The organism is Bacillus sp. ME78 (assembly GCF_903970865.1).
GTDB classification, from domain to species: domain Bacteria; phylum Bacillota; class Bacilli; order Bacillales; family Bacillaceae_G; genus Bacillus_A; species Bacillus_A cereus.
This window is the reverse complement of the sequence record NZ_CAJCKK010000014.1, coordinates 72,737-90,666: the sequence shown is the minus strand read 5'-3', so window position 1 is coordinate 90,666 and position 17,930 is coordinate 72,737. Positions and strand designations below refer to the sequence as shown.

Below are 17,930 nucleotides of genomic sequence, written 5' to 3'. Positions count from 1 at the left end.
TCACCCCTCTATGTTTATCGCTTCTTTCCGTCCGCGGTGTAATTCAATTTTCACTTTCGCTAATGAGAGACCGGTCATTTCTGCTATTTCTTTATACGAGAATCCGTAGTAATCTCGTAGTAGTAGGACATTTCGTCTTTCGAGCGGAAGAGAAGATAAACTTTCTAACCAACTAGCGATCTCAAATTTTACGAAATATTCATGTTTTGTACTTGGCACGTTTGGTAAATGGAATTCTTCCACTGTAGTTGTTTTATATTTTTTTTCTTTTCGATACCAATCGATAAAGGCGTTGTAGGCTATTGTAAATAACCACGGCCTAATTTCTTCGCCTTTATAATAATCAATATGGACGAGCATGCGGTAAAAGGTTTCCTGCATGAGATCTTCAGCAAAATGAGAATCTCCGGTTAGGGAGAGAAGATAGCGAAATAAATCATGCATATGATCTGAATAAATGTCTTCTAATGATTGTTTGCGTTTCACTAATTTCCCTCCCTTCATACATAACAACGAAATACATATAAAAAAGTTACAATTTTTTATGGAATTATAGTAAAAAACGTCAAGAATTGGATTGCGTTCTCTTTTATCATAATACATATAAGGCGGGTGAACAGAGATGGAAAGCTATGAAACACAAATTCAAAGGTCAATTGATTATATTGAGGAAGATGTAATGGAAAAACAAACGCTGCGTAATTTAGCTCGCATTGCAGGTTTTTCTGAGTCGCATTTTCACCGTGTATTTCAGGCATTAGTAGGTGATACAGTAATGGAGTATGTTCGAAAGAGGAGGTTAGCCCGGGCAGCTTATCAACTTTCTCATACGGATGAAAAAGTTATTGATATCGCGTTTGAACATGGCTTTCAATCTCACGAAACGTTCACGAGAGCCTTTAAAAAATTATTTCAAATGACACCGAGTGAATATCGAAAACAAGAAATCGAAACACCGATGTATTACAGAGTGAATGTAAAGCAAAGAAAATTAAATCCGTATTTAGGGGGCATACAAATGGAATATCGTATTGTAAATAAACCAGAATTTTTAGTGGCGGGTTATGAATTGAAGACGACAAGTAAAGAAGGGAAAAACCATCAAGACATTCCAGTATTTTGGCAAGAATATTTACAAAAAGATCTTGGGACAACAATTCCCAATCGTAAAGATACGAGCCAATGGGTAGAGCTTGGATTATGTACTGATTTTAATTTAGAAACAGGGGACTTCACTTACATTATCGGAATGGAAGTTACAGACTTTGAAAATGTACCAAATGAAATTGCGAAGCGTACTTTCCCGGCAGCAACATATGCAGTATTTACAACGCCGAAAGTTCCTCATGAAGAAATGGTATCGTCTATTCACCAAACTTGGAATGCAGTATTCTCAGAATGGTTCCCGCATTCAGGCTATGAACATTGCGGCGTTACAGAGTTTGAATTATACGATGAGCGTTGCCACGAAGATAAGAGTGAGTTTGCACAAGTAGAGCTTTGGATACCGGTGAAGAAAAAATAATAGGGTAAGAGCGAATCATTGGGAGATGGTTCGCTTTTTCATAAAGGGGAAATAGGAAAATGTTCAAAAAACTAGAATGTGTATCTATACATACGAAGGATATAGAAAGATCAGTTTCTTTTTATAAAGAAATGGGAATAAAGCAAAACTGGATGATAGAAAGAGAATTAGAAGAAGGGGTTATTTGGACGTTAATAGGATTGAAGTTTCCAGATGAGAAAAGTTCGGAGTTAGTAATAAGCAATCATCCGGATATTAATTTTACGGAAGTCGAAGTATTAGTAGAAGATGTGCAACAAACTTATGAAAGTTTAAAAGATAATAAAGATGTAAAATGGATTCGCGAACCATTTCCAACAGAATCAGGACATGTTGCAGTAATGGAAGCACCTGATGAGAATGTGTTTGTGTTAGTAGGGAAATAGCTGAAATACGGAGTGACCTTTCATAGTGAGTTATGAAGGGTTATTTTTAATTTGTATAGTAGTAGAGGAAGCAGGTTAGTATTGTCGGTTTTTGTCGGTAAGTCGATATATCTAGAAAATCGCTGATATAATTCGAGTTGCGCCGATATATTCAAAAAATCGCCGATATAATTTCATATACCTCTAAAACACCTCAAAAAAACGATCCACATAATTTCAATTACTGTAAAATTATCCCAGGAAAGAAAAAAGACGCCACATAGCGTCTTTCCTACGAACGAAACGGAAATACAAGAATAATCGTCGTTCCTTTTCCGAGTGCGCTATCAACGGAAATTGTTCCGTTATGAGCATGAACGAGCTGTTTTGTAATGGCTAGGCCAAGTCCAGTTCCGATGTTGCTTTCTTCTGTGTTTGTTCCGCGGTAATATCGTTCAAATAGAAGTTCTTTCGTTTTTTCATCCATTCCTTTTCCATCATCTGAAATGGAGAGTGTAAAGGAATTAGCGTTTTGTGATAGTTTTACGATGACAGTAGTTGTTTCATTATTATGTTTTACAGCATTTACTAGTAAGTTTTCGATAATACGCTGGAACCATTTTTCTTCAATGAAATATTGAATTTTATTTGAGCTCGGTACGAATTCAATATTTTGATTTTGGAGTGTTGGATTGTTAATAAATTGCAATAACACTTTTTGAACGAACTGATTGATTTCAACGTTTACGTGTTGGGCAGGAAGGCTGTTATTTTTTAATTGATACGTTAAGCTTAAATCATCAATTAATGTCGTCATATATTGAGATTTCTCTTTCATAACACTACCAAATTGCTGAATATCACGATCAGTCCAGTTATATTGATTCGATTCGAGTAATAATGCGTAGCCATATATAGAGCTAAGTGGTGTTTTTAAATCATGCGTTAGACCGGTAATCCATTCTTCTCGTGTTTGCTGAAGTACTTGCCTCATCGCATCGTTTTTTTTGAGTGTAATAGAAAGGTGTTCTAGTGAACTTGTTACATCTCTAAACAAACGGAATGACCATTTTTCTTTACCAGATCGCCGGAACCTGACAGGTTTTCCTTTTTTACTAATGGGTTCTTCATACTTTCCACCAGCGATATTTTTAAGCCAGCGCATCGCATGTAATAACGGTTTCCCGAATTTATTACCGTACCAAATAGAAAGAATGACTAAATAAACAAATACGATAAGAAGGATTAATCCGCATCCGATGAGAAACTTCTTAGTAAATACATCTTCAATTTCGTCATCTGGATAGTAGTGATCATTTTTCGCAGTCACAACGAGAAGGTTGCCACTATTTGCATCGTAAAAGCTAGACGTGTTTTCTTTATGATTCCACGGTTCTTTTTCATTAAGGGCGATTTGTATTGCTGAAAATGTTTTTTTCTTTCCAGCTGGATAGGCAAAAACCTCTTCGCCATTTTGATTAAATATTTGAAGTGCTGCTTTTTCTTTAGACAGTAACTGTTTTTCTTGATCTGTTAATGTGAACGAATCCATCGTTAAAGAGGAGTGATCCTTTTGAATTGCTGTCAGTAACGCATTGCTTTTTAACATACCACCATAAATAACAAGTACTTTCTTTTCTTCTAATTCAATTTCCCAATATGTAAATTTATAATTACTTTCGATATGATGTTGTATATATGCGACTAAAGATGTCTTCGTATAAGCATTCGGAACATCATTTGGTGTATTAAAGTGGTAGAGGATTTTTCCGTTTTCATCTACAACTTGGAGCCAATCATTTTTCTCCTTTATTAAATCTTGCACTTCAGATTGTAACGAAATATGCCCATCTTCTGAAGAGATGTATCTTGAAATTGTAAAACTATCAGAATCTGGAATATTAGGTTCGTATAAAGTACTAGTAAGAAGAAAAATTAAATAAGTAAAAGCAGCAACTACAGCGATAAGTAATGTAACTAAAACAAAAACGTGTTGCATGATAAATTGAATAATAAGTCGTTTATTAAAATTCATATCGTCACCCTACTTTGTAACGAACTTATAACCAAGCCCGCGAACGGTTTTTATATATTCTGGTTTACTTGGATCGTGTTCAATTTTTTCACGCAGTTTTCGAATGTGGACCATAACAGTGTTGTCATCGCCATTATAGGCAGGTGCTCCCCAAACTTTTTCGTATATTTCCTCTTTCGAAAATACGTAGTTCGGATTCTCGCAAAAGAAGAGTAGTAGTTGAAAGAGTTGAGCGGAACATTCGACAATGTGACCATCCACTGTCAGTTCTGCAGAGTGCTGATCAATTTCAAATCTGCCAAATGAAATCGAGTGTGATTTTTGTTCGTGTGGTACGGTTTGTTTCATATGTCTCCGAAGCTGTGCTTTCATACGTGCTACTACTTCTAATGGATTAAAGGGCTTCGTAATATAATCATCCGCACCGTATGAAAATCCGGATATTTTATCTAAATCAGATGCTTTTGCTGATAGGAAGAAAATTGGACAATCTGTTTGTTGGCGAATGATTGGACAAATATCAAAACCGGATTGTCCAGGAAGCATTACATCTAAAATAATTAAATCGTAATTGTTTTGCTTAGTTAGAGATAAAGCTATTTCAGCTGATGTTGCAGTTGTAATATGAGAAAAACCTTCTTTTTCAAGAATGGTAGTTAGTAATTGTAAAATTGCTGTTTCATCATCAACAAGTAAAATATTTGCTTGGTACATAAAAATCCCTCCTAATTTTCTCGAATATCATATCATCATTTTGTAACTTATGGAATTTTTAAGGAAATTTTAAGGTTTTCTTTCGCAAAAAATTAAGAATCAAATGATATGATAAAAGTAACATAGGGGAGGAGATGAGTGTGAATCCGTTTCAAGTGATGCGAGCTAGATATTTTTTAATTGTATTTGCACTATTAATTTTAATAGCGAGAAGTAGTGGCGATTTGCTAACAAGTATATTTCATATACAAAATTCTTCTTTTATAAATATCCTTATATTCTATATCCTTCCGATCGTATGGATTTTTTATGAGTATAGAAAGCATCGCATTTCATTTTCATTGTTTGTTAATAAAAATGAAACATTTAACTTGGTGCAAGTTTTATACATTACGGTTATGTTGTGCATGTTTAGTTACGGGTATCTTATTTTGTATATGTATAGTTTTGCATGGATTACACCGGACTTTATTATGAATGCATTGCATGAACCGATTATAGATAGTACTGGGGGATATGTATATCAAGTCATTAGGGTCGTATTCATCGCACCAATTATCGGGGAGTTTGTTTTTCGCGGATTTTTACTTCAACGTTTTGCAACAAAATGGGGAACGAGCATAGCGACCATCGTTGTAGCAATATTGTTTGCGTTGTTACATGTTGATTTCCTCGGTGCAGCCATATTCAGCATCGTATTATCAATCGTATATATTCGTACGAAAAGTTTACTCATGCCAATTGCAATACATATGTTAAACAATACATTTATAATGGGTGCGTCTTTTTTAATAAGTAGAGAAAAAATTATGAGTTTTGCCGATTTCTCAAATTATACGACATTCTTTCCTGGACTTATTATTTTTATAACAGGATTAAACTTAGTACTTATCTTTTTATTTGTTAATCGTAAATATTGGAGTAAAGAAGTGCCAGTTATATATGCAGAGCAGGAAAAGAGCTTTTCAGATATAGTGGGGAGTAAATGAGATGAAGAAGACGGTTGAAAAAATATTAAAAGAGATTATAGATGCTACGTCTATTACAGATATGTGTGATAAAAGCGTTTGTCATTGGCTTCAACCTGTAGTAGATACGATTGTGTTTCCAGAGTAGTACTTATTTTCTAGTACTCATTTAAAAGAAAATATTATTTCTCTTCTTATTGTGTTCGGGGTTTTACTAATATTTGGTCTAATTGTAGAAGAAATGATGAAGCGCATCTTCAGAAAGAATGAAGAGAAGTATATGTGGATTCATAAAGTATTCGAGAAAGTAATGGTGGCTTTCCTTTTGTTTTATGGTATGAAAATAATCATTTACTTTATAGCTTTGAAACATCATTAATTCGAAATTTGAAAGGGATGTATAAAATTATATGAATGAAACGATATCATCAAATAAGTTTTTTTATTTGATTTTACTTAGTCTAGTGTTAATAACGACAGTAAATGTTATTTTGCGCTGGGAGGAAGCTTACTTTTTCATGTATTTAGCGCTTCATTTGCTAGGGATTTTATGTATAAGTGGTGGAGTGGTTACTGAAAAAAAGAATGAAGAAAGCGTTAATTATATGTGTGTGATCGGTCTTGTTTTACTTTTAGCTGTACAGGGTATTATGAAATATAGTTCTTTCTCTTTACAAGATTTTAATTTATTAATAGATGTACTTCCTTAAAGAGGCTTTTTATGTTATCTAAAACGCAAGTAGGGTACGTGTGTTGGTTTGTACGTGCGATCCTTATTCCAGATTATGAACTAAAGAAAGTGTTTAAAGATAGGTAAAACTCTTCTTGTGTAGAAGAGTTTTTTTATGTAAATAAAAGGATCTCGAGCAATTCACATAATAAGCTTGTTCTAATTTAGCGTGTACGAACTTACAATAATAATAGACAGGCAGCATAGAGGAGGGAATAGCGTGAGGAAGGTTATCGGTTGGTCGCTTTTTTTGTACGTTGGATTTGCGTTACTTATATATTGGTATTTATTTGGATGGAATCATGAACTTATTCCGGACATGTATAAGGGAACGAGTGCAGATCCAGAAACGTTTATGAGTACGAGAGAGCTTACGCTAAGCCAAGATTATTCGCGCGTGAAAAATTTACTATACTTTTTAGCGACGCCTCTTGAATGGATTATTTTATTATTTGTACTTGTGCTAGGTATTTCAAGAAAGTTTGAGAAATGGTCGAAGGAAACGACTAAAATAAGTGTTTTGCAAGTTGCGATTTATTTCTTTTATTTATCATTATTGACAACAGTGCTTGCCTTACCGATGCAATGGATTGGCCGGAAAGTGTCCGTTGATTACGGCATTTCAACGCAAAGCACACAAAGCTGGATAAAAGATCATGTTATCGGTTTTTGGGAAAGTTATGCGACTATGTTAATTGTAGTTACCGTTCTATTATGGCTTATCCGTAAATTTCCGAAGAGATGGTGGCTCGCAGGATGGGCGCTCTCTGTTCCATTTACAATCTTTTTAACATTCATACAGCCTGTCGTTATTGATCCGCTTTATAACGACTTCTCGACGCTGAAAAATAAAGAATTAGAAACGAAAATTTTAGCGATAGCAGACAAAGCGGATATTCCTGCTAAACACGTATATGAAGTAAATATGTCAGAAAAAACGAATGCATTAAATGCTTACGTAACAGGAATTGGCCCTAACGCCCGTATTGTAATGTGGGATACAACGCTTAAGCAGTTAAAAGATAAAGAGATTTTATTTATCATGGCCCATGAAATGGGGCATTATGTTATGAAGCATATATATTTTGGCGTTGCAAGTTATGTATTGCTATCGTTTATAGGTATGTTTTTAATTAGTCGTATTATAAATATGTGTATTCGCAAATGGGGAGATACATTGCAAATTTCAAAAGTGGCATGTTTCTCCATTTTACCTTTATTTTTCTTAATTTCTTCTATACTCTCATTTGCAGTACAACCAGCAACAAACTATGTTTCACGTATAGAAGAAAGAGCGGCAGATCAATATGCTTTAAATATGACGAAGGACGGAAAATCTGGTGTGAAAACTTTTCAATATTTATCAAAAACAAGTTTAAGCCAAGTGAATCCGCCTGCGTTAGTGAAATTTTTCTTATACACGCACCCACCAATTTTTGAAAGAATTCATACGTTTGAACAATATGAGAAACAAAGAAAAAAGGAGTAGCTATTATGCTACTTTTTTTTATAGAGATATAAGTTTCATATTGGGAATATTTATCATTGCTTTTTATTGCGATTTTGTAAATAATAAGCTATAAAATTCTAAAAATCTATATATAAAGGAATAAAGGTGAAAAAATGTATTTTTTACAAAATTTAAAAGTGAAATATAAATTATTAGCGCTTATTTCATTAGCAGTTTTAGGTATGGTAATTATAAGCAGTGTAGCAATTAATTCTATTAATAAGATTAAGCACGATACAGAGGTTGTAGTAGATGATTATCAATATTCTGCAATTTTATTAGAAGGAATGCTTCGCACACAAAATTCACTAGAATATAACTTATTAGAGTTAATTACGGCATCACAAAATGAAGTGGCAAATAAAGAGGGAATAATTAATAATATTGAAAAGGATCTTAAAAAATATGATTCTTTATTAAAAGAATATGATGATGGTTTTAATTTAAGTAAGCAAGAGGATGAACTGTTTCAGAAGATGAAGAAATCTTTACCAAGTTATAAAGATACATATAAGAAATTATTTGAAAAGGCGAAGGCAACAAACGAGCCGCAAATGGTAAATGAATTTCAGAAGGAATTAAAACCGAAGGGAATAGAGTTAGCTGGTTATGCAGTGGATCTAGAATCGTATGTTTCAAATTTAGCTGACCAAGTATTTAAAGATTCGCAAAAAATGATTGATCGTTCCGTTATTACCTTTATCATTCTTGTAGTAGTTACTACAATCGTTATATGTATAGTAAGTTATATTATTAGCAAGCTTATAGTTGCTCCTTTACAAACGGTTAGTCGTATGATGGAAAGAGCGAAAGAAGGAGATTTAACTGTACATGGTGATTATACTGCTAAGGATGAATTAGGTGTATTAGTAAGTAATTTTAATGAGATGATTGCAGGGCTAAGAACAAATATGCAAGAAGTAGAGAATAATATTCAGCTTCTATTCCAATATGCAGACGGAGTAGCATCTGCGTCAGAAGTATCTAGTAGTGCAGCAAAAAAAATCACTATGGATATTGAAGAAGTCGCAAATGGTGCAGAGAGTCAAATGCAAGCAATGGAACAAACTGCGGGTGCGATGGAAGAGTTGACACAAGGAATGCAGAGTATAGTCAATACATCATCCTCTGTAAATGAATTATCTGCTCAATCAGCATTAGATGCAGAGAGTGGTAACAAATTAATGAAACAAATGATTCAACAGATGGATACAATCCAAAATTCGGTACATAGCGGTGTGAAACAAGTAGAGACTATGAAAGAACAATCAGAAGAAATTGTTAAAATCATTGATGTAATGCAAGGTATTACCTCTCAGATTAACTTATTAGCATTAAACGCCGCAATTGAGGCTGCACGTGCTGGTGAAAGTGGTAGAGGATTTGCAATTGTGGCAGATGAAGTGCGGAAATTAGCAGAACAATCTAGTGATTCTGCAAAACAAATTGAGAATCTTATTACTCAAGTTATGGGAACAACGAACCATACGGTACATATGATGGGGAAAGTAGATAATGAGGTACAGGCAGGTACACAAGTAGTAATGCACACAGAAAAAGTATTTGGAACAATTACAGAAAAAGTACAACAAGTATCTGAGCAAATTCAAACGGTATCTATGTCTACAGATGAAATTGCAGCGAGTAGTGAGGAAATCTCGGCTTCTGTAGAAGACATGGCTCAAATTTCCCAAAGATCATCTGACCGAACTGATAGGGTAAAAGAGTCTATTCAACAGCAAGAAAAATCTGTTCAAGAGATTTCGGTTTCAATTGAACATATGCATAACGCAGCAGGAAAATTAAAACAAATAGTTGCCCAATTTACTCTTCAAAAGTAGTAGCATATTTGAGTGTTAATAAATATAAAAAAAGCATCCTCTTTTAATAAAAAAAGGATGCTTTTTTTATTGCTACTATTCATAGACTTCGGGCATTTTCAAGGCGATGATTTATACATACTAGATTTGTATATTACTTGTTTTTTGACAGTGTAAGAGGTTTATCGACGAGAATTATTTCTGTATTAGTGTTTTTAGATCCTGCTGTTGCCAAACTATTAGACCGGATTTAGATGCAAGTAATAAGGATTATCCTTATATTTGTAGGGATGGCACTAACTTTTCGCAAGGGAAGAGAAGGCGAGTTATCAGTGAAGGGGAATGCTAACTCTGAAATATAAATCATGAATATAGTAACCTCCATTAGGTATTTCCTTTACGCGCCAATAAAGGGAAGTTGTAAAGTGAAAAGGAGTTTATAAAGAGATTGTAGAATGTTTTAGTACATAACACCTTAGAGGTGACAACTTCCTTTTTGAAAAAGAAAGAAGGAGGCATAAAGCAGAAAGGTAGTGGAAATATTTCTTCTAGAAGATTTGCATTTTATCTTACATTCACCAAAAAAGAGTACTCCTGAAACAATGAAATTCATTTTATTTGAATGAAATAGGGAGAGAGGATAATGAAGAAAAAAATATTGGGTGTAATGATGATTGCGACAATGGCAGGAGGTATATTTGCAGGGACGAATGTGACGCCTGTAAAAGCGGAAGAGTATCCACAAATGATTGTGTTTGAAGATGTTCCATACGGATTTTGGGCATATGATGCTATTATGGATTTAGCATATCATAAAATTATATTAGGGTATGGAAACGGGAAGTATGGTGTTGGTGATCTTATAACACGTGAACAAGTAGCTGGGACTATTTACAGAACACTTGAGATAAAAGAAGAAGGATCAGTAGCGAATCCATATAAAGATGTTTCTGATAGTACAACAACTTTTAAAAAGGAAATTTTGGCGTTAACAAAACGTGGTGTTTTTACAGGGGATGGCCAAGGGAATTTTAGGCCGAAAGCACCAATCTCTAGAGCGGAAATGGCTGTCATTTTAAAACGAGCATTTAATTTTGAAACGAAACAAAAACATACATTTAAAGATATTCCAAAAGGCCACTGGGCAGAAGATGCAATTAGTGCGCTACAATCTAATAATGTTGTAAGAGGAACTGGGAATGGCATGTATGAATTAAATCGCCCTGTACCTAGAGAACAATATGCTCAGTTTATTAATAATGCGATTATTAATTATCATTTGAAAGAGGATTGGAAATAGAGTGAAATATGAAAGCACAAATAGAAATATTTGTGCTTTTTTGTTTGTTTAAAAAAGAATTATTATTCGTTTATTTGTATTTTTAATGTTATACATAAGCTTTATAATCAACCCCATAAAAAAGACATGATGTGTAATATGATTCACAAAACCGTCACGAAATGTGTCGAAAAATATATTGTCACTATACCATTTATTCTGTATATTTTTAAAAAAACATATACATATTGGGGAGATAATTTGATGAGCAAAAAATTATTAAAAACAGCTACAGCATTAACAATTATGGGTGGGGTGTTATTCTCAGCAGAGAGTAACAGTGTAAAAGCGGAAAGTGCACCGTTGCAAAAAACAAATACAATTGTATTTAAAGATGTACCAAAAGGACATTGGGCATATGAGGCAATTCATGAATTAGCGGAACAAGAAATTATTTTGGGATATGGCGATGGAATATTCGGTTTTGGGGATAATGTAACACGTGAGCAAGTTGCAGCTTTAATTTACCGTGTGTTTGATATGGAAGAACAAGATGAATATGAAAACCCATATGGAGATATTGATGAAAATTCAACAAGCTTTATCGAGGAGATATTGGCTTTAACGGAAATGGGAATTTTCCAGGGAGACGAGAATGGAAACTTTAGACCGAAGGCGACGTTAACGCGTGCGGAAATGGCACAAGTTCTTACGAATGCTTTTGACTTACAGGCCAAGGGATCTCATAACTTTAATGATGTTTCAGCAAATTCATGGGCAACGAATGCAATTAGTGCAGTACAAACAAATGGTATTACAATGGGAATCGGAGAAGGTAAATTCGGTCCGTCTATGAAGGTAACAAGAGAACAATACGCACAGTTTTTACATAGAGCAATATTGCATGATATGGAACAAGGGCAGTAATAAAGTTTAACTAGTCAAAGTGAAATTTAAAAATAATACAAAAAGGTCGTTGTTGTATAACAGCGGCCTTTTTTGTATGAAATAAAGCACGAAAGAATGGCGTTTTGAAAAAAAATGAAATGAATTTTCAAAAAAAACTTCCTTTTCTGAAGATTTGTTATATAATATAAAACATGAAATCAAATCTGTTATAAAACAGTTTAAGAAGGGGATGCTAATATGTCGACGCAAACTTCACGGGTTACACTCGTTGGAGAAATGTTACCAGCGTACAACGAAATATTGACACCTGAGGTGCTTAGTTTTTTGAAGGAACTACATGAGAATTTCAATGAGCGCCGCATAGAACTTTTACAAAAACGTGTAGAAAAACAAAAGAGAATTGATGCAGGGGAGTTTCCGAAGTTTCTAGAAGAAACAAAACACATACGTGAAGCGGATTGGACAATTGCCAAGCTGCCAAAAGACTTAGAGGATCGCCGCGTAGAGATTACTGGACCGGTAGATAGAAAGATGGTCATTAACGCTTTAAATTCAGGAGCGCATCTTTTTATGGCGGATTTTGAAGATTCGAATGCACCAACTTGGGAAAACGCAGTTGAAGGTCAAATCAATTTACGAGATGCAGTAAAGGGAACGATTTCACATAAAAATGATAAAGGGAAAGAATATAGATTAAATGAGAAAACAGCTGTACTCATTGTACGTCCAAGAGGATGGCATTTAGAGGAAAAGCATATGCAAGTTGATGGGAAGAATATGTCGGGTAGCTTAGTAGATTTCGGCTTGTACTTTTTCCATAATGCGAAAGCTCTTTTAGCAAAAGGAAGCGGCCCATACTTTTACTTACCAAAAATGGAAAGTTATTTAGAAGCGAGATTATGGAATGATGTATTCGTATTTGCTCAAAAATATATCGGCATTCCAAATGGAACGATTAAAGCAACTGTGTTACTGGAAACGATTCACGCTTCGTTTGAAATGGATGAAATTTTATATGAGCTAAAAGATCATTCTGCTGGCTTAAACTGCGGAAGATGGGATTATATTTTTAGCTTTTTAAAGAGTTTCCGTAATCATAATAAATTCTTACTACCAGATAGAGCACAAGTCACGATGACGGCGCCATTTATGCGTTCGTATTCTTTGAAAGTAATTCAAACATGTCACCGCCGTAATGCACCAGCAATTGGAGGAATGGCGGCACAAATTCCGATTAAAAATAATCCAGAAGCAAATGAAGCAGCTTTTGAAAAAGTGCGTGCTGATAAGGAGCGCGAAGCTTTAGACGGTCATGACGGGACTTGGGTTGCCCACCCTGGACTTGTACCGGTTGCAATGGAAGTATTTAATCACATTATGAAAACACCGAATCAAATTTTTAGAAAACGTGAAGAAATATGTGTAAAAGAAAACGATTTACTAGAGGTACCGGTGGGAACGATTACAGAAGAGGGCCTTCGCATGAATATTAGTGTAGGTATTCAATATATTGCATCTTGGTTAAGCGGACGGGGAGCAGCACCCATTTATAACTTAATGGAAGATGCGGCAACTGCTGAAATTTCAAGAGCACAAGTATGGCAATGGATTCGTCATGAAGGTGGAAAACTAAATGATGGTCGTAATATTACGCTTGAATTAATGGAAGAGCTAAAAGAAGAAGAATTAGCAAAAATAGAAAGAGAGATTGGTAAGGAAGCCTTTAAGAAAGGGAGATTCCAAGAGGCGACAACGTTGTTTACAAATCTCGTTCGAAATGATGAATTCGTACCATTTTTAACATTACCGGGTTATGAAATTTTATAAAAAATGAAAAGGGGATGGAACAAATGAAAAACGAAAGAATCGAGAAGTTACAAGAAAGCTGGGAATTAGATGAGCGTTGGAAAGGGATCACACGTCCATATTCGGCAGAAGATGTAATTCGCCTGCGCGGGTCAATTGATATTGAACATACGTTAGCGCGTCGTGGTGCTGAGAAGCTTTGGACATCGCTTCATACAGAAGACTATATTAACGCACTTGGCGCATTAACAGGAAACCAAGCGATGCAACAAGTAAAAGCTGGGTTAAAAGCGATTTACTTAAGTGGTTGGCAAGTAGCAGCTGATGCAAACCTTTCTGGACATATGTATCCAGACCAAAGTTTATATCCAGCGAACAGCGTACCTGCTGTAGTAAAACGAATTAATCAAACGCTTCAACGTGCGGATCAAATTCAGCATATGGAAGGAAGCGATGATACAGACTATTTCGTACCGATTGTAGCAGATGCAGAAGCTGGATTTGGTGGGCAATTAAATGTATTCGAACTGATGAAAGGTATGATTGAAGCAGGTGCATCAGGTGTGCATTTTGAAGATCAATTATCTTCAGAAAAAAAATGTGGCCATTTAGGCGGAAAAGTACTACTACCAACGCAAACAGCAGTACGCAATTTAATTTCTGCACGTCTTGCAGCAGATGTAATGGGAGTGCCGACAATTATCGTTGCAAGAACAGATGCGGATGCAGCTGATTTAATTACGAGCGATATCGATCCTGTTGATAAAGCATTTATTACAGGAGAAAGAACACCAGAAGGATTTTACCGTACGAATGCAGGTCTTGATCAAGCAATTGCGCGTGGTTTAGCGTATGCACCGTATGCAGACCTCGTTTGGTGTGAAACGTCGGAACCAAATTTAGAAGATGCAAAACGATTTGCGGACGCAATTCATAAGGAGCATCCAGGAAAGCTACTTGCATATAACTGTTCACCTTCATTCAACTGGAAACAAAAACTAGATGAAAAAACAATTGCGAGCTTCCAAAAGGAAATCGCATCTTACGGTTATAAGTTCCAATTCGTAACGCTTGCTGGATTCCATTCATTAAATTACGGTATGTTTGAACTAGCACGTGGCTATAAAGAGCGCGGCATGGCAGCATACTCTGAACTACAACAAGCAGAATTCGCAGCTGAAAAACACGGCTACTCTGCAACACGTCATCAACGCGAAGTAGGAACAGGTTACTTTGATGAAGTGGCACAAGTGATTACAGGCGGAACTTCATCAACGACAGCGTTAAAAGGATCTACAGAAGAAGCACAGTTTACGAAATAAAAGGAAGGGGCACCTTTTTGAAAGGTGCCCCTTGTTATTTTCTAAAAGATTCGAAAAGAAATATCGATTTACCGGCAAAAAACGATACTAACTTTTCTTTATTACTAAATCAACTCCACTCAGCTCCATGATCGCGAATAAACTTCATATCTTTCTCGTAATGCTCTAGATGTCCTTCATCAATCATTCTTTGGAAATTCAAGTCGCCTTCTTGTGCTTTTCGTTTCATATATGTACATAACCCTTCTAATCGAAGCAACACCATTCCTAAGTAATCTTCATCCATATTTTTACCATAGGACTGAACGAACAATTTGACTCTCTCTTTAATACGATCTGCATGTTGCGGTGAATCATAATGAACGGCTTCACCGGATTCTGTATAATACACTCTACTTAAAGGCACACAAGTATAAAGTGTATAAGCGATATCCCATAGTCTTGGGCCAGGAGCAGCAACATCGAAATCAATAATCCCTACTGGCTTCTCATTATTAAAAATAATGTTATATATGGCAAAATCATTATGGCATAAAACCTCAATGTTATTTGGCGTGTGATCCATCGGTTTCCAATCATCTAATAAAGGAAAATCACTTACAGCATCATGGTAAAGGCGGAGCATCTTTGCGATTTCTTTTAATACATCATTAGATCGCATATATTCTTTTAAAGGATAATTGCCAGCTTCTCCTTCAATAAAGGATAAAATCTCTCTATCTTTTTCATCTACAGCTAAAAACTTTGGCGCATGATGAAATCCCTTGTTTTCTAAGTGTTGTAATAGCTTATGGATCTTTGCACTATCTGGCTTTAACTCTCGACGAACAGTATTTTTAGAACGATATACGTTCGAAACGTTTCCGCCTGTTAGCTTTTCTTCGTTATCGTAGTTTGACATGTAAAAATTCCCCCTATAATTAAAAAATCCAATTCCAAATAGTGAATAGACCAACAATGGCAGAAAAGAGAAGGGAAGCAAGCAATGCTAGACAGCCAAAAGGGACTAGCTTATCTTGCCATGTTTCTTTATACTCATAAATTAACTCTTCTGCTACTTTCTTCTGCACTGAAGATAAAGGTTGCTCTTTATACAAACTTTTTATATGGTTAGAATCGCCTTTAAACTTTAAAGCACGTGCAATATGATGAGGACTATTTCCCATTGATTTTTCAAATAATAAACATGATTCATGCATAATGTCTGTTTTATGCTCCTCTAGATACCAGTAACGTCCAGCCATTTCTGGATATTGTAATTTATAATAAATATCTCCGAGTTGTTTTCGAAGATGTAATTCATTTGGGTATGTAAAGATGAGGCCATGCAATCTATCTCTTGCTTTTCCAAGATTATTATTTTCAATATCCTCTTCAATTCTTTTTAATGTTTTTCTAGAAATTTTATTGGTCATAAACTCCCCCTTATTTAGAATAGAGATAAGTATATTTTATAAGAAATACTAAAAATTAGAAATTCTATTTTCGAAAAAGATTGTACATTTTATTTTAATGTGCTATGATGATGTCAGTTGAATAGTTAAATTAAGCAATCCATATGTTATCAAGTGCTGGAAACGAACGAGAAAAAGTATGTGAGAACTAGTTTATGTTTCGTATTTGATAATGTGTGGATTCTTTTTTTAGACAGGAAGACTAAAAAATTTAAAATTTGTATTTTCTTAGGAGGAAATAATTATGGCAGTAACAGGACAAGTAAAATGGTTTAACAACGAAAAAGGCTTCGGTTTCATCGAAGTTCCAGGCGAAAACGACGTATTCGTACACTTCTCTGCAATCGAAACTGACGGTTTCAAATCTCTAGAAGAAGGTCAAAAAGTTAGCTTCGAAATCGAAGAAGGTAACCGTGGACCTCAAGCTAAAAACGTAATCAAACTATAATTTTATAGTTGATGATGGAAAAAAGGATGGCTAATGCCATCCTTTTTTTGTTGTGGAGAAAGTTTTTCCAGAGCCTGTTTTTATATCTAAATCTCTTTTTTTATGTTAAAACTGGTGAAAAATCACCGGGAATGCGTATTAGTTTCTGTAGAAGAATTAGTTCAGCAAGAGCATTTGTTGCGTATGATAGTAAATAACTATAAATTTGTATTCTCTGTTGAAATGGGGAAATCTTTTCTAGATAGACCTTGAGTAACATCTTTTTTGTTAGTGTTGTTGTTGGAATTTTGTACGTTTTGAGATGATGTTTCTAACAGTTGTTCTTGTTCCTTACTAGGGGTATTCAGAGCATCTGAGGGGAGGCTATTAACCTGCTGGCTTAATAGATTTTCTTTGTCCATAGTATACAGCTCCTTTTTGGAATTCGATAAAAAGCAATGTAATTATAAATAGCTACTTATATATATTGTGTTTTTGAATGACATTATATACAAAACTTGTATTACAAAGTTAACTAATTAACGAATTGTTAGTGATGGATAAAGATGTGCAAATTTGAAGTTTTTAATAAAAATTAAAAGCGGGTAACAAGTACCAATACTCTTTCTCATGTTTTATATAAGGATCATATTACAAATCAAAAAAGATGTAGAGAACCTTGGAAGAAAATATAGTCGTTTTTTTAGGGGGAAGAAGAATAAATAAAATGATACTACAAATGTAAAAAGGCATTCCATAAAGGAAGGCCTTTTATTGTTCTTGCCCTGATTTTTTCTTCTCACGTTTTTTACATTCTGGACATTTTGATTTACGAAACGGTTTGGCAAAGAATAGCAGAATGAAAAATAAACCAAATATAATACTAGCTGAGTTTTTCACGATAATGACGCTACTATTTTTCATTTGAATCGATGGTTGGATCTCTTTTTCTTCCATAGTGGCCCTCCATATATTGGATTTACATTTTAATTATAGCAAAGTTAATTGTTTTCATGATGTGAAAATA

The 17,930-nt window shown here is 34.7% G+C and carries 18 protein-coding genes and 2 pseudogenes; 13 read left to right on the top strand and 7 right to left on the bottom strand.

From position 1 onward, the window contains the following. Complete coding sequence (locus tag H6481_RS16690; RefSeq protein WP_182812404.1) at nucleotides 1–504, bottom strand: RNA polymerase sigma factor; 504 nt, start codon at nucleotides 502–504, stop codon at nucleotides 1–3. Between the two features lie 118 nt (nucleotides 505–622). Between H6481_RS16690 and H6481_RS16685 the strand changes: the two genes are divergently transcribed. Together H6481_RS16685 and H6481_RS16680 are read left to right on the top strand one after the other, a co-directional pair. After that, nucleotides 623–1,525, top strand: a complete 903-nt coding sequence (locus H6481_RS16685; RefSeq protein ID WP_000446842.1) for an AraC family transcriptional regulator — start codon at nucleotides 623–625, stop codon at nucleotides 1,523–1,525. Nucleotides 1,526–1,584: 59 nt separating this feature from the next. Further along, the gene (locus H6481_RS16680; protein ID WP_182812401.1) at nucleotides 1,585–1,950 is read left to right on the top strand and encodes a VOC family protein; all 366 of its coding nucleotides are present in this window, start codon (nucleotides 1,585–1,587) and stop codon (nucleotides 1,948–1,950) included. A 271-nt stretch (nucleotides 1,951–2,221) separates the two neighbouring features. Here the strand turns inward: H6481_RS16680 and H6481_RS16675 are convergent, their stop codons facing one another. Together H6481_RS16675 and H6481_RS16670 are read right to left on the bottom strand one after the other, a co-directional pair. Continuing rightward, nucleotides 2,222–3,964, bottom strand: coding sequence for a HAMP domain-containing sensor histidine kinase (locus H6481_RS16675; protein WP_001010445.1), 1,743 nt, complete (start codon nucleotides 3,962–3,964; stop codon nucleotides 2,222–2,224). Nucleotides 3,965–3,973: 9 nt separating this feature from the next. Next, on the bottom strand, nucleotides 3,974–4,678 hold the full coding sequence (locus H6481_RS16670) for a response regulator transcription factor (RefSeq protein WP_029442109.1): 705 nt from the start codon (nucleotides 4,676–4,678) through the stop codon (nucleotides 3,974–3,976). Between the two features lie 140 nt (nucleotides 4,679–4,818). On the opposite strand from H6481_RS16670, the gene H6481_RS16665 reads away from it, so the two are divergent. The 10 genes and pseudogenes from H6481_RS16665 to aceA all read left to right on the top strand — a co-directional run bounded on the left by H6481_RS16665 (nucleotide 4,819) and on the right by aceA (nucleotide 15,022). Further along, nucleotides 4,819–5,667, top strand: a complete 849-nt coding sequence (locus H6481_RS16665) for a type II CAAX endopeptidase family protein (RefSeq protein WP_182812398.1) — start codon at nucleotides 4,819–4,821, stop codon at nucleotides 5,665–5,667. A gap of 1 nt (nucleotide 5,668) precedes the next feature. Then, nucleotides 5,669–6,025 (top strand): annotated as a pseudogene (locus H6481_RS16660) (hypothetical protein). 31 nt (nucleotides 6,026–6,056) lie between these two features. Continuing rightward, on the top strand, nucleotides 6,057–6,356 hold the full coding sequence (locus H6481_RS16655; RefSeq protein WP_016082517.1) for a DUF2101 family protein: 300 nt from the start codon (nucleotides 6,057–6,059) through the stop codon (nucleotides 6,354–6,356). Between the two features lie 240 nt (nucleotides 6,357–6,596). Further along, the gene (locus H6481_RS16650) at nucleotides 6,597–7,865 is read left to right on the top strand and encodes a M48 family metallopeptidase (RefSeq protein ID WP_001233328.1); all 1,269 of its coding nucleotides are present in this window, start codon (nucleotides 6,597–6,599) and stop codon (nucleotides 7,863–7,865) included. Between the two features lie 134 nt (nucleotides 7,866–7,999). Next, a complete protein-coding gene (locus H6481_RS16645) occupies nucleotides 8,000–9,727 on the top strand; it encodes a methyl-accepting chemotaxis protein (protein WP_182812395.1) in 1,728 nt (575 codons plus the stop codon). A gap of 60 nt (nucleotides 9,728–9,787) precedes the next feature. Next, nucleotides 9,788–10,068: pseudogene (locus H6481_RS28845) on the top strand (EamA family transporter); the annotation flags it as partial. A 281-nt stretch (nucleotides 10,069–10,349) separates the two neighbouring features. Then, nucleotides 10,350–11,006 carry an S-layer homology domain-containing protein gene (locus H6481_RS16635; protein ID WP_000727104.1) on the top strand — a complete coding sequence of 219 codons (657 nt, stop codon included), beginning with the start codon at nucleotides 10,350–10,352 and terminating at the stop codon, nucleotides 11,004–11,006. 138 nt (nucleotides 11,007–11,144) lie between these two features. Further along, nucleotides 11,145–11,912 carry an S-layer homology domain-containing protein gene (locus H6481_RS16630; protein ID WP_113304420.1) on the top strand — a complete coding sequence of 256 codons (768 nt, stop codon included), beginning with the start codon at nucleotides 11,145–11,147 and terminating at the stop codon, nucleotides 11,910–11,912. 219 nt (nucleotides 11,913–12,131) lie between these two features. After that, a complete protein-coding gene (aceB, locus tag H6481_RS16625; protein ID WP_182812392.1) occupies nucleotides 12,132–13,721 on the top strand; it encodes a malate synthase A in 1,590 nt (529 codons plus the stop codon). A gap of 23 nt (nucleotides 13,722–13,744) precedes the next feature. Beyond that, the gene (aceA, locus tag H6481_RS16620) at nucleotides 13,745–15,022 is read left to right on the top strand and encodes an isocitrate lyase (protein WP_000787346.1); all 1,278 of its coding nucleotides are present in this window, start codon (nucleotides 13,745–13,747) and stop codon (nucleotides 15,020–15,022) included. A gap of 109 nt (nucleotides 15,023–15,131) precedes the next feature. On the opposite strand, the gene H6481_RS16615 is transcribed toward aceA, so the two are convergent. Beyond that, the gene (locus H6481_RS16615) at nucleotides 15,132–15,923 is read right to left on the bottom strand and encodes a phosphotransferase (protein ID WP_182812389.1); all 792 of its coding nucleotides are present in this window, start codon (nucleotides 15,921–15,923) and stop codon (nucleotides 15,132–15,134) included. A 19-nt stretch (nucleotides 15,924–15,942) separates the two neighbouring features. Further along, on the bottom strand, nucleotides 15,943–16,437 hold the full coding sequence (locus H6481_RS16610) for a DUF6584 family protein (RefSeq protein WP_006924944.1): 495 nt from the start codon (nucleotides 16,435–16,437) through the stop codon (nucleotides 15,943–15,945). A 283-nt stretch (nucleotides 16,438–16,720) separates the two neighbouring features. On the opposite strand from H6481_RS16610, the gene cspA reads away from it, so the two are divergent. After that, a complete protein-coding gene (gene cspA / locus H6481_RS16605) occupies nucleotides 16,721–16,924 on the top strand; it encodes an RNA chaperone/antiterminator CspA (RefSeq protein WP_000301519.1) in 204 nt (67 codons plus the stop codon). A 197-nt stretch (nucleotides 16,925–17,121) separates the two neighbouring features. Here the strand turns inward: cspA and H6481_RS16600 are convergent, their stop codons facing one another. Continuing rightward, the gene (locus H6481_RS16600; RefSeq protein ID WP_182812386.1) at nucleotides 17,122–17,325 is read right to left on the bottom strand and encodes a hypothetical protein; all 204 of its coding nucleotides are present in this window, start codon (nucleotides 17,323–17,325) and stop codon (nucleotides 17,122–17,124) included. Between the two features lie 349 nt (nucleotides 17,326–17,674). After that, entirely contained in the window at nucleotides 17,675–17,860 is a 186-nt protein-coding gene (locus H6481_RS16595; RefSeq protein WP_000391373.1) for a hypothetical protein, read from the bottom strand. Between the last annotated feature and the right edge of the window lie 70 nt (nucleotides 17,861–17,930).

What these genes read in the sequence shown, in the direction of transcription:
- H6481_RS16690 (WP_182812404.1), bottom strand. Translation starts at nt 504, where the DNA reads ATGAAGGGAGGGAAATTAGTGAAACGCAAACAATCATTAGAAGACATT.
- H6481_RS16685 (WP_000446842.1), top strand. Translation starts at nt 623, where the DNA reads ATGGAAAGCTATGAAACACAAATTCAAAGGTCAATTGATTATATTGAG.
- H6481_RS16680 (WP_182812401.1), top strand. Translation starts at nt 1,585, where the DNA reads ATGTTCAAAAAACTAGAATGTGTATCTATACATACGAAGGATATAGAA.
- H6481_RS16675 (WP_001010445.1), bottom strand. Translation starts at nt 3,964, where the DNA reads ATGAATTTTAATAAACGACTTATTATTCAATTTATCATGCAACACGTT.
- H6481_RS16670 (WP_029442109.1), bottom strand. Translation starts at nt 4,678, where the DNA reads ATGTACCAAGCAAATATTTTACTTGTTGATGATGAAACAGCAATTTTA.
- H6481_RS16655 (WP_016082517.1), top strand. Translation starts at nt 6,057, where the DNA reads ATGAATGAAACGATATCATCAAATAAGTTTTTTTATTTGATTTTACTT.
- H6481_RS16645 (WP_182812395.1), top strand. Translation starts at nt 8,000, where the DNA reads ATGTATTTTTTACAAAATTTAAAAGTGAAATATAAATTATTAGCGCTT.
- H6481_RS16635 (WP_000727104.1), top strand. Translation starts at nt 10,350, where the DNA reads ATGAAGAAAAAAATATTGGGTGTAATGATGATTGCGACAATGGCAGGA.
- H6481_RS16630 (WP_113304420.1), top strand. Translation starts at nt 11,145, where the DNA reads ATGATTCACAAAACCGTCACGAAATGTGTCGAAAAATATATTGTCACT.
- aceB (WP_182812392.1), top strand. Translation starts at nt 12,132, where the DNA reads ATGTCGACGCAAACTTCACGGGTTACACTCGTTGGAGAAATGTTACCA.
- aceA (WP_000787346.1), top strand. Translation starts at nt 13,745, where the DNA reads ATGAAAAACGAAAGAATCGAGAAGTTACAAGAAAGCTGGGAATTAGAT.
- H6481_RS16615 (WP_182812389.1), bottom strand. Translation starts at nt 15,923, where the DNA reads ATGTCAAACTACGATAACGAAGAAAAGCTAACAGGCGGAAACGTTTCG.
- H6481_RS16610 (WP_006924944.1), bottom strand. Translation starts at nt 16,437, where the DNA reads ATGACCAATAAAATTTCTAGAAAAACATTAAAAAGAATTGAAGAGGAT.
- cspA (WP_000301519.1), top strand. Translation starts at nt 16,721, where the DNA reads ATGGCAGTAACAGGACAAGTAAAATGGTTTAACAACGAAAAAGGCTTC.
- H6481_RS16600 (WP_182812386.1), bottom strand. Translation starts at nt 17,325, where the DNA reads ATGGACAAAGAAAATCTATTAAGCCAGCAGGTTAATAGCCTCCCCTCA.
- H6481_RS16595 (WP_000391373.1), bottom strand. Translation starts at nt 17,860, where the DNA reads ATGGAAGAAAAAGAGATCCAACCATCGATTCAAATGAAAAATAGTAGC.